The organism is Devosia sp. Z6_126, assembly GCF_058133495.1.
Map to the genome: position 1 here is coordinate 678,444 of NZ_JBYUNO010000002.1, position 15,902 is coordinate 694,345.

At 59.3% G+C, this 15,902-nt stretch carries 15 protein-coding genes; 2 read left to right on the forward strand and 13 right to left on the reverse strand.

Annotation, left to right across the window (positions count from 1 at the left end; genetic code table 11):
- Nucleotides 1-13 precede the first annotated feature (13 nt).
- From AC3YOG_RS10240 to AC3YOG_RS10260, 5 genes are all read right to left on the reverse strand, one after another.
- Complete coding sequence (locus AC3YOG_RS10240; protein WP_489934969.1) at nucleotides 14-307, reverse strand: hypothetical protein; 294 nt, start codon at nucleotides 305-307, stop codon at nucleotides 14-16.
- A 180-nt stretch (nucleotides 308-487) separates the two neighbouring features.
- Nucleotides 488-907 carry a hypothetical protein gene (locus AC3YOG_RS10245; RefSeq protein ID WP_489934970.1) on the reverse strand — a complete coding sequence of 140 codons (420 nt, stop codon included), beginning with the start codon at nucleotides 905-907 and terminating at the stop codon, nucleotides 488-490.
- Nucleotides 904-1,209, reverse strand: coding sequence for a hypothetical protein (locus AC3YOG_RS10250; protein ID WP_489934971.1), 306 nt, complete (start codon nucleotides 1,207-1,209; stop codon nucleotides 904-906). The genes AC3YOG_RS10245 and AC3YOG_RS10250 overlap by 4 nt, the downstream gene beginning before the upstream one ends.
- A gap of 99 nt (nucleotides 1,210-1,308) precedes the next feature.
- The gene (locus AC3YOG_RS10255) at nucleotides 1,309-1,671 is read right to left on the reverse strand and encodes a hypothetical protein (protein ID WP_489934972.1); all 363 of its coding nucleotides are present in this window, start codon (nucleotides 1,669-1,671) and stop codon (nucleotides 1,309-1,311) included.
- 13 nt (nucleotides 1,672-1,684) lie between these two features.
- Complete coding sequence (locus AC3YOG_RS10260; RefSeq protein ID WP_489934973.1) at nucleotides 1,685-2,353, reverse strand: hypothetical protein; 669 nt, start codon at nucleotides 2,351-2,353, stop codon at nucleotides 1,685-1,687.
- 189 nt (nucleotides 2,354-2,542) lie between these two features.
- Between AC3YOG_RS10260 and AC3YOG_RS10265 the strand changes: the two genes are divergently transcribed.
- Nucleotides 2,543-2,794, forward strand: a complete 252-nt coding sequence (locus tag AC3YOG_RS10265) for a DUF1902 domain-containing protein (RefSeq protein ID WP_489934974.1) — start codon at nucleotides 2,543-2,545, stop codon at nucleotides 2,792-2,794.
- On the forward strand, nucleotides 2,794-2,991 hold the full coding sequence (locus tag AC3YOG_RS10270; protein ID WP_489934975.1) for a type II toxin-antitoxin system HicA family toxin: 198 nt from the start codon (nucleotides 2,794-2,796) through the stop codon (nucleotides 2,989-2,991). The genes AC3YOG_RS10265 and AC3YOG_RS10270 overlap by 1 nt, the downstream gene beginning before the upstream one ends.
- A 145-nt stretch (nucleotides 2,992-3,136) precedes the next feature.
- Here AC3YOG_RS10270 and AC3YOG_RS10275 read toward each other — a convergent pair whose 3' ends face one another.
- The 8 genes from AC3YOG_RS10275 to AC3YOG_RS10310 form a co-directional block, all read right to left on the reverse strand.
- Nucleotides 3,137-3,697 (reverse strand): acyltransferase, encoded by a 561-nt coding sequence (locus tag AC3YOG_RS10275; RefSeq protein WP_489934976.1) that lies wholly within the window; start codon nucleotides 3,695-3,697, stop codon nucleotides 3,137-3,139.
- A gap of 99 nt (nucleotides 3,698-3,796) precedes the next feature.
- Nucleotides 3,797-7,585: a hypothetical protein gene (locus AC3YOG_RS10280; protein WP_489934977.1), complete on the reverse strand. Its 3,789-nt coding sequence runs from the start codon at nucleotides 7,583-7,585 to the stop codon at nucleotides 3,797-3,799.
- 121 nt (nucleotides 7,586-7,706) lie between these two features.
- A complete protein-coding gene (locus AC3YOG_RS10285; RefSeq protein WP_489934978.1) occupies nucleotides 7,707-8,156 on the reverse strand; it encodes a hypothetical protein in 450 nt (149 codons plus the stop codon).
- Between the two features lie 4 nt (nucleotides 8,157-8,160).
- Complete coding sequence (locus tag AC3YOG_RS10290; protein WP_489934979.1) at nucleotides 8,161-9,807, reverse strand: glycine-rich domain-containing protein; 1,647 nt, start codon at nucleotides 9,805-9,807, stop codon at nucleotides 8,161-8,163.
- A gap of 61 nt (nucleotides 9,808-9,868) precedes the next feature.
- The gene (locus AC3YOG_RS10295; RefSeq protein ID WP_489934980.1) at nucleotides 9,869-12,760 is read right to left on the reverse strand and encodes a hypothetical protein; all 2,892 of its coding nucleotides are present in this window, start codon (nucleotides 12,758-12,760) and stop codon (nucleotides 9,869-9,871) included.
- Complete coding sequence (locus AC3YOG_RS10300; protein WP_489934981.1) at nucleotides 12,760-13,428, reverse strand: hypothetical protein; 669 nt, start codon at nucleotides 13,426-13,428, stop codon at nucleotides 12,760-12,762. The genes AC3YOG_RS10295 and AC3YOG_RS10300 overlap by 1 nt, the downstream gene beginning before the upstream one ends.
- A gap of 12 nt (nucleotides 13,429-13,440) precedes the next feature.
- Nucleotides 13,441-14,097: a hypothetical protein gene (locus tag AC3YOG_RS10305; RefSeq protein WP_489934982.1), complete on the reverse strand. Its 657-nt coding sequence runs from the start codon at nucleotides 14,095-14,097 to the stop codon at nucleotides 13,441-13,443.
- Between the two features lies 1 nt (nucleotide 14,098).
- On the reverse strand, nucleotides 14,099-15,883 hold the full coding sequence (locus AC3YOG_RS10310) for a hypothetical protein (protein ID WP_489934983.1): 1,785 nt from the start codon (nucleotides 15,881-15,883) through the stop codon (nucleotides 14,099-14,101).
- Nucleotides 15,884-15,902 lie beyond the last annotated feature (19 nt).

The following is a 15,902-nucleotide window of genomic DNA, read 5'->3' on the forward strand; positions in this document are numbered from 1 at the left end:
GTCGAGTGGCGCCCTACTCCGCCCCAGCCTGCAACCCCACAGGAGGCGCAGCAACCCCCGTATTGTTCGGACTGACCTGTAGCTGGATATTCTTCTCACCACACCTAGCACAGCGCAGCCGTGCCATTAGCGTCAGACGGTTGGGGCCATACAAAGACCAGTCACCGCCGAACCGCTGCTCCAAAGCATCCAAGTCCACCACTGCTGAGTGATTGCACGCTATCCCGCCATAGCTCGCCATGCAGAACGCCGTGAGCGTGTAGCCCTCACGCTTGAAGTCGGCAATGGTATGGATGCGGATCGTCATGGCCGCTGTTGTTCACCAGCTCGGCGGCGCGTGGCAAGGGTGGTGGAGCCCAGATGACTTCAACTTCCCATGAGTGCCACGGTCCTGCCCCGTCACACTCGCAGCGATACCAGATGACGAGCCGCCCGCTGATCTTGCTGGGCTCCCACTGGCATTGCTCGGAACACTTGGCGCAGTAGATCACGGGTAGACTTGGGAGACGGTGGTCCACATTCCGTGGCAGCGGGAGTAAATTTCCCCCACGAGCGAGGTGACAATCTCATCGGCGGGGATCTCAATAATATAGGGCAGCGACACATGCTTGCCCGGTAGCAGGGCTTCCTCTCGGGCGCCCGCGACATTGAAGTTCACATGATGGCTTACGCCGGCCTCGCCATCAAACCAGGACAGGCCACGGGGTTCGCATTTGCGGCGCTTCGTAAACTCAAAGACCACCTGGGATCGCAGGGTGTCAACAGGCGTGATTGAGACTATCTTGAACTTGGTATAGGGCGCGTACAGGGCGGTCTCCAACTTCGGGCCGATGGTGAAAAACGCCATGATTGAGACCATGGCGGCTGTCAGATAGAGCGCGGCATACATGGCCGTTTTGCTGCTCATATGACCAACCTCCCACTCATGGCAAAGGTCACGAAGGCCAGGAGCACGGCACCAGCGATGATCCAGAACGCCTTCATGCCGAAGTCCTTGATCTCCTTGGTGCCCGCCTTGCTCTCAGCCCCAACGGTGTCGATCTTCTTGTTGATCACCTCCAGTTCCTTGTAGAGGGATTTGTCGCGCTCCTCCTGCCGAGCCTCCGAAAGCATGCGCGCGTGGCGGTCGTTCTCGAGCGCGATGACGCGCATGTCCACCTCACCCACAGAACTTACAATGCTGGAGATGCTATCGCTGTGCCTCGTCATATGCTGCTCGGTGGCACTAGCTCGGCGCTCTAGTTCCTCCAGTCTGCGGGCTGTGCTCTCGGGTGTGTCTGGCATGAACCTACTTTCCGCGGATGTGCGCTACTTGCCGAGCACCAGGTCAATGATGGTGCGCGAGCGCGGCACGGGGGCAGTCTTGGCAATTGCCTCGACCTTGGCAGTGGCCACGCTCTCCTTCGGCAGGATGATCTGCTGCGCGTCGGCGGTGACCACCTGCGGGCGCACAGTGGAGCGCCAGGACTTCCACTGGCTCCAGAGATAAAGGGCAATGGTGGCTACAGCGCCGAGGGAGACGTTCTGCCAGCCACCAGCGAAAATCTGGTTGATGGCGTCCTTACCTTCGGGCGGCAGGGACAGATAGAGGAAACCGAGAGTGCCGCCGAGGCCGCCCAGTTCCTGGGTCCGACGCCAAAGCCAGCCCAGAACGATGTTGTTGCCGATCATGTTGGTGCGCCTCCTAGCGCGAACCGAAGTAGAAAATGAGGATGATGGCCACGAGCACCACGACAGCACCGATGGCGAGGAAGCGGAGATTGCCGCCGGTATCCTCCGCAATGGGGTCGGCCTGCGCGGCCGGCTCGGGATAGTGCGGGATGTCGGGCGGGGGAGGCGCTGAAACCGGGCCGCTGCCTGCCGCTTTGACCTTGGCCAGCAGCGCCTCGATGGTTTCGGGCGTCGTCAGCGACTTGTTGAGCCCGTCGCCGTCGTAATAGCTCTCACCTCGTGAATTGCCGTTGGCGGGCGCAAGGAGCGGCAGCGAGGCCCATTCCTGGGCGAGGCGCTTGCCGAACTCCACGGTGCCGATCTTGCCGGCCATGAACTGGTCATAGCCCCGGCGTTTCAGCAGATGGTAGCCGAGCCGATCCTGCAGATTGGCGTCGAACACCTGTCCGTCGAGCAGGCCAAGCTCCTTGCGGAGATCCTTGAGGGTGGCGCGCATAAACTGATAGGCCCCAGCCGCCGTAGACTTGGCTGGCCAGTTCTCCGTCTGGTAGTGCTGGAGCTCCGCGACGGTCATGCGGGTGATGGGCTTGGGGAGCCGCCCCTGAGCATGGGCATAGATCACGTCATAGGCTGAGGCGTCGGCTTTGCCAGTCTCGATCTTCCTGATGAAGTCGAGAAGCATCGCCGCTCCTTTCGGAACGGTCGGGTCCATAGGGCACCTGTGTGTTCGGGGAAAAATGCGGGTAGGTTGCGGCTGCTGGGGCCGGATATTCATGCGCGTGAAACATTCCTGTGTTTCACGTGTTGTTCAGGCCTATTGCGCTATCGATATGTTTCGTGCTTGAACTCGCGTCATTACCGGAGCCAACACATGCAAAAGAAGTTTCTCGTCACTGCCCAATGGGACAGCGAGGCGGGTGTGTGGGTTGCAACCAGCGACGACATTCCAGGCCTTGTAACCGAGGCAAAAAGCCTCGATGAGCTGCTCGAACGCGTTCTAGCGGTCGCGCCCGAATTGCTGGAAGACAACGCTCACTTGATCGATGATGCCGAACATCCAGGCGATCTGATCGACGTTTGCATCCTGTCGCATTTCCGCATGGAAGCTGCGCACGCACACTAATGGGTCAGGGCTTCTACCGTCAGATTGTAGAGGCCCTCAAGGCCGGCGGATGCAAATTCCAGCGACAGGGCAAGGGCGACCATGAGATTTGGTACAGCCCGATTACTGGCCGCACCTTCACAGTCGACAAGGGTTCGCTTTCCCGGCACACCGCTAACGCGGTAATGAAGCAAGCTGGCATCGACGTGCATTTCTAAGCCTCGCTCAAAAGCGGGGCTTTTTGCTGCCGTCATGGTTCACCTATGGGATGGGGTCAAAGAAAAAGGCTCCCGGTGAGGGAGCCTGAGGGGTTGCCATTTGATACGAGGGTGATGGGTGGGCGAAAGGCCCGCTTCGACGCTTCTAACTGGAAGCTGGGATATTCTTGATAAATCGAGCCGGCACCCCGCCGACTAACGTATGGGGCGCAACATCACTCACAACAACCGCCCCAGCCCCCACAACAGCACCTTCTCCAATAGTGACCCCGCCTACAACGATCACACCTGCCCCAAGCCAGCAACGGTCGCCTATCTTTATGGATTTGGACACGTGCCCCCAGCCTTTTTCTGGGGTCCAACTTAGACTGTGACCCATTGTCTCCATAGTGACATCAGGACCGATCAGACACTGGGCGCCAATATGGATCTCAGCTGGGCTAACGACAGCAAGTCGAGCGCCGGCGTTTACGAAAGTTGAATGGCCGATGTGGATACGGTGGATATCACCCGCCCTGGTCAGACCCCTAGGCGGTCGTATCGCGCAGTCGGCGCCGATGTCCATGCCGGCGCACCGCAGCAAGCGAGCACGTAAGTTGACATCAACCCAAAAAGAACGACCAAACCAGCCCGCTGCCCAGACGAAAAAATGTTCACGCAAGCTAGCCATCTTAATAGCCCCTCCCCATACACTTTCACCTACCATTCTAATGAGCAGGCTTGGAAGACAGTCGTGCCAAAAAGCTGCCAGCGTTTCGGCATATGTGAGGGCATGGGGGCAAAGAGAGGGCTGCCCCCATCAAGGTTACGGCACACCCGGAGGTGACCCTTCTGCACCAGCCGATATCATCGGCAGGTCAGCACGATCCAAGCCATAACTAGGTGGCCAATAAGCAATCTGCGTCACCCGCCCAACAAAGCGGTTAGAGACTGTAGCACCGTTGATTTCCGAACCAACCCTAACAGTCGTGATGGTCGGCATGGTCGCTGAGGTATCGAGGGAGGGTGACGTGCCATCTGGGCTAGAACAGACATAGTTGGTCCCGAAAATGAAGGCCGAACGCCTGAGATTGGTGCTATTCCAGGGAATGGTGCCGCCGCTAACCGCTTGAGTAACACCTCCATCTACAACCAATATCCCCGGGCCTTGGGTATTATTCGTCCTTCTGTAAATGGCCCGATCAGAACTTGTGCCATCACCCGCATACAAAATTACTCCACTAGCAGTGCTCGCACCGTCTGCTACCTTAGCTTCGATGAACCATGTGCCACCTGGTTCACTCAGCCAAGACAAGTCTGTGAAGGCGTGAGATGTGCTGGAAGTGAGAACAAGCCCGCCAGCATCTACCGTTGGGTTCCCACTTAGATCAGAGAGGTCCGCTCCAAAATACTTACCGTTCACAAAGTCCATAAAGAGGGTGGCGCCTGCCGACCCAGCGGGAACGACCGTAACCGCAACGGATGCTGCAGCCGTGTTGCCAGCAGGGTCCGACACCGACACTTGAACATCATAGACATTATTCGCGCCGGCATCGTCGGGAGCGCCTAAGTTTTTGATCGCGTCACCCGCAAAGCGCAAATAGAGGCTGTTGTAGATTTCAAACTTCGATGCATCCGCTCCACCCGAGATAGACCACTTGGGATGGACTGTGTTTGATCGGAGACGAACCAAGAGGGGCTCGCCCTCGGGCAGAGAGTGGATAAGCTCGTTGGTAATGGTGGGTGCTGTTACATCCGGAACGATAGCGGCAACCGATCCTCTATTCTCAAGTTCCAGTGGCAGGCTTGCCGTTGGAATTGTCGGATCAACCACGTTGGCGGCAAGGAGCCCAGCATTAAAGCCGCTCAGCGTGACATCCACATAGAACTGGAGATACTGAGTGTCTCTGTCTTTTGAAGCACGATCAGCTTCATTGAACCAGAGCCGGGATTTCCAGACTCCATTCTCGTTGAAGCACCCGTTACGCTCTACAAGCTGAATGCCAGTCATGTTAATGTTGGTTTTAATGAACGGCCAATCATTCGAGGTAAAGGTGGTGAAGCTCTCACTCGACTGATGATCGGGCCAATAGCGCACCCCAAGAGTATCAACGATCCTACCCTTGAAGCTGATGTCCCCTTTGCCTGTGGGTGTGGCAACCAGAGAGGCGCCATCTGCTAGTTCAAAGAACGGAGCCTGTGAATAGTCGGGTGGCTGCCCGTTCTTCATCAAGCCGCCGGGACCACGAGGAGCGGCGGGGTACAACCGAGACTCAGACAGCTCCACTGGGCTGCTGGTAGAAACCGACTTCCAATCCCGCACCGTTCGGGTGGCAGACCCACCGGGTGTCCATGGCCCATATACGCCGTTAAACGGGTGAGCATCAGCAGCAGCTGAGGATGGGAACGTGGCAATGAAGTCAGTGAATTGCGTTGTCACCGCTTCAAAAGCGATGTCCGACCATGTACCGTTCCAATTTAGCCCCAAGCCGTTGTTATTGAAGCCAATGTCATAGTTTTTAAGCTTCAGGTTGGCAAAGACCAGCACCGAAGCAACGCTGCCCAAGAACGTGGCGCTAGTCCCTCCGGGGCCAATCCACAACGCGTCCATAAACCAGTAATGGAACGTATAGTTCACCAGATTGAAGGCGCGGTTCGTAGCAATACAGTGATTGCCCCTACCGATCATGGGCGTGGTTTCATTCCGGTCAGTGAACTGCCGATGGGCAACAAAGAACGCGTCACCAACCCCGAAGCTCAGATTGTCATAGAAGTCAGGAATTTGCGCCTGTTCGATCCCGTAGGTGTCAGCGTCGAGCGTCATATAAACGGGGTTCAGCCCATCCGTTCCCGCTCCCTGAGTAATTGGGTCAAGCAGCCGAAGCGACTGAGCGTCAGGAACGCGTTTCAGGATCGTATTGGTGGAACTGCCCGCCCGCTGGTTCTGCTGCATGAAGGTCCAGCCATGATGTGAGCTGGTGGCAATGTTACCGTGCCGTAGAACTTGTCGAGCCTGACATTCAAAGCCTGTGCCGTGGTGCCCATTGTGGTTCTGTGCCCATTCGGCGCGAGAACCCCAGTCGATCTCGAAACCGTCGCCACGGTTCCAGATTGAGATATTCTCAATCTCCTGCCCGATCTCGTTACCAAGCTCTGTCACCCACCCAGCGCCGCGCACGTTGAAGCTGATGTTCCTTTCAGCGGCCATGCGGGAACCGTGGTTGGTGAAGCCCCAACCAGGAACAGGAATGGCGGTATCCAGCCTCTGCTTGGCTGTGAGGCCGGGCGCGGGTGTTTGCCCCCGCACCACGTTGCCGACAAGCTTGACCTGTTTGCGCCCGAAGTACGGACCGCTCCAGTGAACGTGCATTCCATAGCGGCCACGAACATTCAACGGATCGGCAATGTAGGCGCCGCCATTAGAAGCGCGCAAAGGCATTGACCAATAGCCATTCGGCGTGTCGGAAATAACCAAGCTCGGGTTGGTGTCGGTGCGGCCCACGTCCTTGTTGTCGGTCCAGCGCACATCAACATCATCGCTGTGCATGAACATGATGTGGGGGCGGTTCTGCAGAACGTTTAGATTGAGGGATGGATCAACACTGCGGCGGATGGAGCGTGTCAGGTTAGCGACCATCACCGGGATGTTTACAACCTGCCCAAGTGGCAGGGTGTCCACTGTTGCGGTATGGGCGAAGTCCAAGGGCGCACTGAGAGTCAGCGTATTGCCGCTGATTGTTGCGGTTCGAACTTCATCGTGGCTAAGATGGAAGCCTTTGGTCTGCGTCCATAACTGCGGATTGTCTGGAGCGTTTTCCAGAGAGCCACCAGTGTTTCCATAGAAGCTCGTTGGGCCTTTGTAGGTGGCGTCGGTTGACGAAGTGCCGGCGTTGGTCGTGGCGAGAATAAGAACCTCGTCCCCGTCACTCCAATTAGACCCCGCCAACCCTTCCAGGGTGATCGTGGTGGCGCCGGCGGAAAGACTGCCAACGGCGTTCAGCTTGTGAGCCTTTTCCTGCCCCACGATACGCACCGGCCCCATGGTCATCAGGCCGTACTTGGTGGTGGTGCCGGGCGCGTATGCAGCGTCGGTTGGATCGCGCCAGAACACCATCTCAAACGGGTTATTGTGCGGGATCGGGGACGTGCCGGCATCGTTGGCCGCCTCGATGTAGGTGCCATGAGACATGATCGTCCACACCCAGATCTTGGCACCGGGCGCCATGCGCAACTTGGCCGCGCCGCCCACATGAATGCTCTTGATCTTGACGGTGCTGTTCAGGTCATAAACGACACTGTGAGTGCCGCTGATGTTCACGGCGGCAAACTGCCCCGGCACGGTGCCAGTGTCCCAAATAGCAGGGTTTGACCAGTTGCCGCTGGCAATCGCGTTATGTGTGGCCGTGCCCAGGTGCGGGTGATTGTTGGCGTCATTCGCCTCGACGGCGGTGAGGTCATAGAATGACTGGGGCACAACTGCCGGGCGACCGCCATAGGTCGTCGTTATCTCGGCAATGCGGTCCACCAAGTCAGGAGGGAGAACGATCTCTCCGCCGCCGGTGGCAGCCGGGAAAACCGCCCGCGACGGCAGGCTAAGCGTCAAACCGAGCTGCATGGCCGCGCCCTAATCGATGGTCGCTGGAAAGTCGCTTCCGCGTTCATGGTTCACCTATGGGATGGGGTAAGAAAAAGGCCCCCGGTTTAGGGAGCCTTGGTCGTTAGATTGGAACGGCAGATCAGGCCTGGGCAAACTTCCACAGCGCATCCAGTTCGGCCTCGCTCATGCCTATTGCGATGCGGGCGTCTTCAATGAATGGGTGGCCGCGCTCAAAGAACTTGGCGAACTGGAGTTTGGACGATGCCGCAGCCCAATTGACCGGGTTATAGGTCGAGCTTTCGGGATCGTTCATGGACGCAACCCAGGCTAATAGGTCTGGCTCATAGCCCGATGCCCGCACCACGAACCAGAACTGATCCGGCTCGAGGTTGGGGAACTCCGGCCCGGCAGGAGCTTCTGGTTCAATGGCAGCGGGCGGCGGCGAGAAAGCCCCCTGCGCATAGGACCAGCCGATCTGCGCTTCATCATGGGCGAGCCATTTAGCCTTGTCTGGCCAGTCCTCGGGTATGACCCCTTCGAACACCAGCCGGTTGGTGACCTGGCCCTTTTCGACCTTGCAGTAAATCATCCGGTCACTCCGAACAGTATTCGATGATGGTCACAAGGCCGCCACTGCCGTTGCCGCCCGCTCTGTTGCCTTGCGTACTGTAGTCAGAACCACCGCCACCGCCCGCGCCGAACCCGCTGGCGTTGCCACCATTGCCGCCCGGCACAATTTCCCCACCGCCACCGTATGGGGAAAAGCCGCCGTTTCGGCTGTAAATCACGGTGGATGTATTGACGGATCGGGTGCCGGTGACGCCAGAGTTGCCGCCGATCTTGAGATCGCCAATGCCCCCAGCTTCTGACCCACCTGCGCCACCACCCCCGGAACCACCAGAAACGGCGCCACCACCCCCGGAACCACCCTTTGCCAGACACAGCCCGCCAACGCTACTGTCGCCGCCCGTTCCACCGGAGTTGTTGCCTCCCTGCCCGCCGCCGCCCGGCGCCCCTACAGCAACGGGCTGGCTCGCGCCGATTTGCTCGCGGGTCACTGTCCTGCGCGAAAGTGCGCCTGCCCCGCCGCCACCAGCACCGTTGATAGTTCCCGAGCCCGTCTGCGCCGCACTGCCACCACCACCCCCAGCGCCAAGGCACTCAATCTCGCAACAAATCATGTTTGGATGCGGGGTATAGGTGCCTGATGCCGTGAAGGTCCGGACGCGGACAACTCCAACGGCGCCGGTCCCTGTCCGAAGCTGTGCGCCGGTCAAATCCTCTACCGGGCCATCACCGGGCGCCACCCGACCCTTGAACCGCGCGGTTGGCATTTGATCGGACAGCGCACCCAATCCGACCAACGCGGTGGCTTTGTCGGTATCTGAGCCGAGCCGAGACACCCAAAACGGCGTCACGCCGCTGATATCGCCAGTTGGGCCGCGCGGGATGGCGATGTCCAACCGATAGCCGCCCGGCACCGGCACGAACGTCACTGCCGCTGGCTGATCTGGTGCGAGCGTCGTCGTCGCACCCGGCTCGATGATCATCCCACGCGGAATTTCGAAAGCCAGATCATAACCGCCTGCACGCGGTGTCAGCGTCACATCTGGTTCAGTGCCGTAGGGCACCTCATCAACTTCGCTCACATTAAGCGTAATCGAAGGGCCGGTGAGATACGCGGGCGCAGACCAATCGCCGGAGGTGTCTGTATTCTTGGCGTAGATAGCGGAGCGCCCATCGCCGCTGTTCGCCACCAACACCGCGAAACCGGCCGGGCGCGCGTTGTAGGCAGCACGAGCGGCCAAGTCATTGACCTGAACATCGTAGGCGGCGCCGGCCACCAGCTCGGTCTTGGGGACAACGCGGGCGCCGCCACCAGGCAATAGCTCAATGACGCCTGGCCCCGCCAAACCGGCAACCGAGGTGAGCGTGCCATCGCCAAGCATCTCCACCAGGTTGCGCGCTTGCGCCGAAACGCGGGCACCATCCGGCTGGTAACGCATGCGATAGGCGACGTTGGTTAGGGTTGGGCCTTCCCATGGCTTGGTGAGCGACCCTGCCGTGTTGCTGCTGATGCCTGCAACCACCGCAGTGCGCCCGCTTGCGCCAGCAATGTCGAGGATGGTGTCCCCTTCCTTGAAGCCGGCCAGGAGCCAGCCGGTATTAGCACCCGTGAATGCCGCGACCCCATTGGTCAGAGTGATCGTGCCGGTCACATAGTCGGAAAGGGCGGCCATGGATGCTCCAATAGAAAAAGCCGCCCTGGGGCGGCTGTGAGATGCGATGTGTTGGTGGGGATTATTTCCGGGGCACGACGATGGAGAAGATCGGCGCCTGCGTGATAGTTCCGCTGCCCGTACCGTCCCCCCCGATAAAGAAAGAGACGCGGTAAGTCTGCCCGTTGTTTAGAGCCCGGATGGTTGTGAAGTTCACCGGGCCACTCTGAATGCTGGTGAGTAGCTCTTCCCTGCCACCAGTGCTGACATTTTCAAGATATATTGCCCAGTACCAGTTTGCGTCCGATCCGGAGTTAGAAATGCTGACCCTGCCAAATGTAGAGATCATCGTCGGCTTAGAACCAGCCACGAATTGATCCGAATAGTAGTTCCTGCCACTTCCACTTCTGCCGGTGTAATAATCGGCAAAGGCCCCCTCGGCCAGCTTGTCGCGGCCGATCGTCAGATCCTGAATGTTGGCAGACCGGACAACCAGGTTGCTAATGAAGGCATTCGACGCAACCAGTTGCGCGACGTTGATTTCGGCCGAGGTCAGTGTGCCGGCTGCGATCTTGTCCCCGGTCAGGGTTCGAGTGGCAATGTTGACTGCGGTCAGTTCGCCAATAAAGGCGTTCGCCACCCGGATGGCTGAGCCGTCGAAGATGAACGGCGTGGCAACCACCGAGCCGGCATTGATGATGAACTGATCGACAGCGAACACGGCACGACTGAGCGAACCGTTGGTGTCGATGAAGAATGCGCCCGAGGACCAGCCTCCCTCGGTTCCGGTCTTCACTTCCACAGCCCACCGGGACCAGTTTGCGATCGGCGAAGCCTGAGCCGTGCCCCGGACGGTTACGAGCGAGGTAATTCCCCCAGTCGTCGCTTCCAGCTCGGTAACCTGATCGGCAATGGCGGTGAGTTCCCCTTGCATGGGGATGATGGCCGTTGTGATCGTTTCGTCAAACGAGGCTTTCAGATCGCTCGTAACGACGGACATAGAGCGGCGCATCTCATCGAACTGGAAGGCATTTGCCAGTTCCTGGTCCGCGCCGCGAGTGTCCTGCTCTTGTGCCTTCTCGTAGATCTCTCGGTAGTTGGTGCCCAGCCAATCGAAGTAACCCTCGATCTGCACCCCTAGACCATCAAGATCGAAGTCGCCGTAGATGACATCCAGGGCGGAGAGTTTTACGTTTGGCGTCGTGACCGTCAGCCAAGCCCCTTCAGTGCCATCCTGATCTTGGTTAGACCATCGGGTGACGCGGCCGGAGAACGGAACGTAGATCGCCCGCACTTCGTAGACGGAATTCGGCAAAATCGCCTGATTGCTGATGACGGCGGAAGGCGATGCTAGATCGATGTCATACTCGATCGTCGCGTCAGCAATGACGATCTTAGTGCCCCAACTTTCGCACACCTGAATGCGGACAGCACGGACGTCATGCAAACCGTTGTCCCAGAATACCTCGATAGCGGGCCGGCGTTGATTACCGTTCCCGTCCAGCACGATGTAGGGCGCGGCAGAGAAGCCCGTAGTGACCTGCGGCGCCGGCCGCGAGATCACCAGCGGCACCACGTCCCACGGCAGCACGTAGTCGGTCTGCCAGTCGTAGTCGGCGGGGTCCTGCTCCTGCAGCGACACCACCTGGTTGCTGTTAGGCAGATCGTCCTGTGCGGTGATCAGGAAGACCTTGTTGGCATAACCATTGCGCTCGCTGGTCCACACGGCGGCGTCCAGTGGTTCATACTCCCACCATTCGGGGGGCATGGTCAGGACATGCTTGCGGAACCGGCGGGTCTCTTCGATGGCAGCGCGCATAAGCCGCTGCACCTGCACCGCATAGGGCACGGCGCCATAGCTGGTCGAGAACGGCAGGCGGCGATTGTCGTCCAGCAGTTCAAGGTCGCTGCGATACCGCGGAGGAGCTTCCTTGTTCTCCCAAGCCTCTGCCGGCTCAGGATAGGTGGCCGTGATACCGTTGAACGTTGCCTCGAGGCCGGGGAACGGATCGATACTTTGTCCCTCGGTGATCACACCGTCTTCGTCGGTGAAGCTAACCACCGGGGCGTCAGGACCACCCACCAGCACCTTGTAGATGCCACCGATCTCGGCAATGCGCCCTTCGCAAGCCTTGAGGTATTCGCCGATAACGACGTGCGGCTCCTGGTCTACAGTGACCTCATAGCCGAAGCGGAAGGCTTTGGCGCCGCCCACAAGCACGTCGCACTTGTTCATCTGGGGACGCCACTGCGCCAGGGGCCGCCTGGCGGCGCTGATGCTCTGCGGACCGTAGACCCACTGGCCGCCGTAGGAAAAGCCGCCCAGTAGGTTGTCTATGCCCACGATCGGGTTGTCGTGCTGTGCCGTGCCACCACGACGATCAGTCAGCGGAATGCCGTCAACTTCGATCAAGTAGTCAGGTAGACCCGAGAACAGTTCGCGGTTCACCAGAGCAGTGACAACTGCATAGGCAATGCCGCGACCGATCATGTCCGACTGCCATGGGCGATCTGGATCGTTGCCAAACTTCTGGAGCAGGAAGGCGTCGACTACAGTCTGATGCCCTTCATAGAACTTGATCCAAAGGTGATCCTTGCCGTCCACCCTGTACTCTTGCACTGGAGCGCCGTTAGGACCGACCTGATCCCAAAGGATATTTACCCGCTCGCTGCCCACGAACAACCCAGAAAGCCCTCGCACCGGCAGGTCGGACACCGAAATGACCTTGGTGAGATAGGCGTTCGGAGTGTCGCCGTCCTTGCCCCAGGTGCCGATATATTCCAACTGACCGGCTGTAGCGTAGCGCCCCATGATAAAGGCCAGCGGATTGTCCCCGCCGGTCTGGATGGAGCCGCGCACACCGGCTTTGTCCTGCTTCTTGTCCTGCGCGAAAATCTGCTGAACGAGGGTCGCCGCGACCGAGAGCGCAACGCTGATGAGGGCGTTGACGATGAACGGGGCAATTAAGAACATTAGAACAGCCCCTTCTTGCGCTTCTTGCCGCCGCCTTCTTCAGAGGCTTTGTTCTCGCCCCAGAAAATCTCGACCTTGCCGGAAATACCGCTGTACCGACGGAACCTGTCACCTCCGCGGAGCCGCTGCGTTTCGTCGCTGCGCTTGGCGGTGTTGGTGCGGGTGAGTTCGCGGGTGTGCGAGACGATGCGGAGAGTGGTGTCCCCTTCCCCGCCCGCGGCGCCAGTACGGGTCGGATTGGTGTTGACCTGGCCAAGGCGCCGGCAGCGCGGATTGGCCGCGAGCAACATGCTGGTGGGGTCAAGATAGCCGCGGAAGATTTGCACCCGCGCATTGCGGATATCGTGGCCTCGCGTCACCAGCTGCACCACCGGATGCAGATGGTTGAGCACCACTTGGGTAGTGTCAACGTCCAGCCCGATCTTGAGCGGAATGGGGTCCATCTTCTTGATCGGGGCGTTATCGCCGTAGAACGTGTAGTTCTCGACGGCACCGGTTTCGCCGTTGACCACGTTGACCGCCACGTCCTCGCCGAAGTCGGTGAAGCCAAACGGGACTTCCCCACCCCCGCCGATCGGCTTGGCCCAGATCAGCACGAAGTTGCGCGGAATAACGGCCGAGCGATTACGTATGGCGCCTTGGGTGGCGACATCGAGAACACGAACCATGTAGTTGGAACCTTAGTTTGCAGCCAGGGTCTGCCGCATTGTGAAGGACAGAGTTCCTGTCACCATCAGATCATGATCGGTGGAGAGTGAGCCCGGCACGATCTTGCACTTCATAGATGGCTTGCGGAGCATCACAGGCAGAGTTGTCGTGATGCCGGGGCGCAAGTGTGGGCGAACCTCAAACAGCGGCGTAAGGCCGGCACTGCTCGCCGTGGCGCCCGTCACAAGACGCACCAGCGCGCGGCGCGAGGGGCTGCCATAGTCAACCGCCAGCATATCGCCGGCAGTCAGCACATAGTTGGGCGGTAGCCCGGCGATCTGCAGTTCTTTGCGGTTCGCAGCAATCGTGTGGATGGCTGGCGCGGCAGAGCCTAGCTTGGAGCCATCTGGGTCTGCTGCGGGGAACGGCCGAGATGGGTTGTACGCGTAGAAGGTATTGATCGCGCCATCTAGGGCGTCGATCCGCGCCAGTATCGCCTGCGCTTCCTCCAGCGGCATCGGCGCGCTCTGCACAGACGCCTCCCACAATCGAGGCGCTAGGTCGTGTGCGAGGCCTTCGCCAGTCCCTAGCCCCGAATATTCCTGCTGTTCAACCAGCAGGAACGGTGCCGATCTGACTTTGAGTGTGTCGAAAAAAGCAGACAAGGAAAGGGGCAGCGCTAAAGCCATATCAGCCCCTTTCCACCAATGAGGTCCCAGAATGATGCCGGATTAAGTCTGGCAGTCGGAAGCGGATCATGTCTTCGATCTGCTCTGCCACCCCCATTTGCGCGCCGCGGGCATCGATGGTCACGCTTATGCCACCTCCGCCGCCTAGTTCATGGTTGGGAATAACCTGAGAACCGCGAGGCAGATTGACCAGCTCCGGGCCACGCTCGCCGACCAGCGCCATGCCGCCAGGTGCGAAATTCGTACCGTTTGCATAGCCTGGCAGGTTGAAGCCCAAGCGAACCGGACCGCCGCCGACGCCACCACCAAGGAATGACCCAAAGAGCATTTCAATGCCCTTCGTGATCGCCATCTTGGCTAGGGCTTGGATGAGGCTTTCGACCGCATCAATCGCCTTGCCCGAGCCATCAACCACGCTGCCAAAAACGTTCGCCAGACCATCGGACAGTGTGGTTGCCCACTCGTTGCCAGTGGAGCCAGCACTTTCAAAAGCATCTTGGGCCTGCATCACAGCGCGGTTGTAGGTGTCCTGATCGATTGCACCCTTTGCGAGCAAGCCGTTTAGCCGTTCGACTTCTAGCGCATAGGCTTCTGCCGGTGTGCGGGTCGCCTCAAACACGGCCCTGCCCTCGGCCATAGCTGTGTTGAGCGCAGATGTTGCAGCGGATGCCGACGATGCGGCAGCGGCAACCTCTTTGGTATTCGCTATGACAGGGACGAAAGCATCTGCAACCGCCTGAGCCTCTGCCGCAACCTCAGAAGCCGGGGCACCAAAGATGCTCTGCATAAAGGCTTCATCGGGGGCCTCAGCGTCGCCTCGGCCAAGTTGCCCACGCAACTCAGCCATTGCGCCGCCTTTGCGTGCCTCCATCTTTGCGGGATCGACCTCGCCAGTAAACCAGTCGTGCGAGGACATCCATTCTAGAAGTTGCCCGAATTCGGAGAGCTTCTTGCCTGCTGCGGCGATGGCGTCGATGACCAGATTGATCGCCCCGATAATGCCTTGCGCGAGGGCCTGCGCAGCCGCCGCAAATGACGGATCAGCTAACTTGTCAGCTAAAGCGTTCAGCGAAGGCAAGGCGCCAGCCATGATGGTGTTGATCACGCCTTGGAACGTCGCCTGCATGCGGGTGATGCTATCGTTGAACTGCTCGGCAGCTCGGCCTGTATCGGTGCTAAGCGTGATCCCGAGCCGGTCCGCTTCGGCTGCAAGGTCTGCAAGACCGCTTTTGCCCATGTTGAGCATAGGGATAAGATCGGCGCCCGAACGCCCAAACAAAGCAATGGCAAGTGCGGTTTTCGTGGCGCCATCTTCCATGCGGGCGAAGCGGTCGGCAACATCGGCCAACACCTGCTCAGAGCCGCGTAACTGGCCAGATGCGGTCAGAGCTGAAATACCAAGAGCATCAAGTGCGACCTTGGCCTGCCCGCCCGAGCCTTGGGCGACCTGCGACATGCCCTGGGTGAGGCGCCCCAGTCCGGTGGCGAGTTGGCCTAAGCTGACATCCGACAGACTGGCAGCATAGTTGAGGCGCGATAGAGCTTCGGTAGTGACGCCAACTTTCTGCGCGGTCTTGCTCAGCTCATCTGCGTTGTCGATGGCACCTTTGACAGCAACCCCCAGAGCAGCGCCGGCGGCCGCAGCGGATGCAGCAACAAGTGCAAGCCCCGCTCCAGCCACCTTGGCAAAATTTCCGATGCCCGCCTGCGCTTTCTTGAGCCCCGCAGAAAACTCGGCTGAGTTGAGCCCAAGGTCCACCCTCAGAGCGCCAATGACAGCGGCCATGTTTTACCTCATAAGAAAA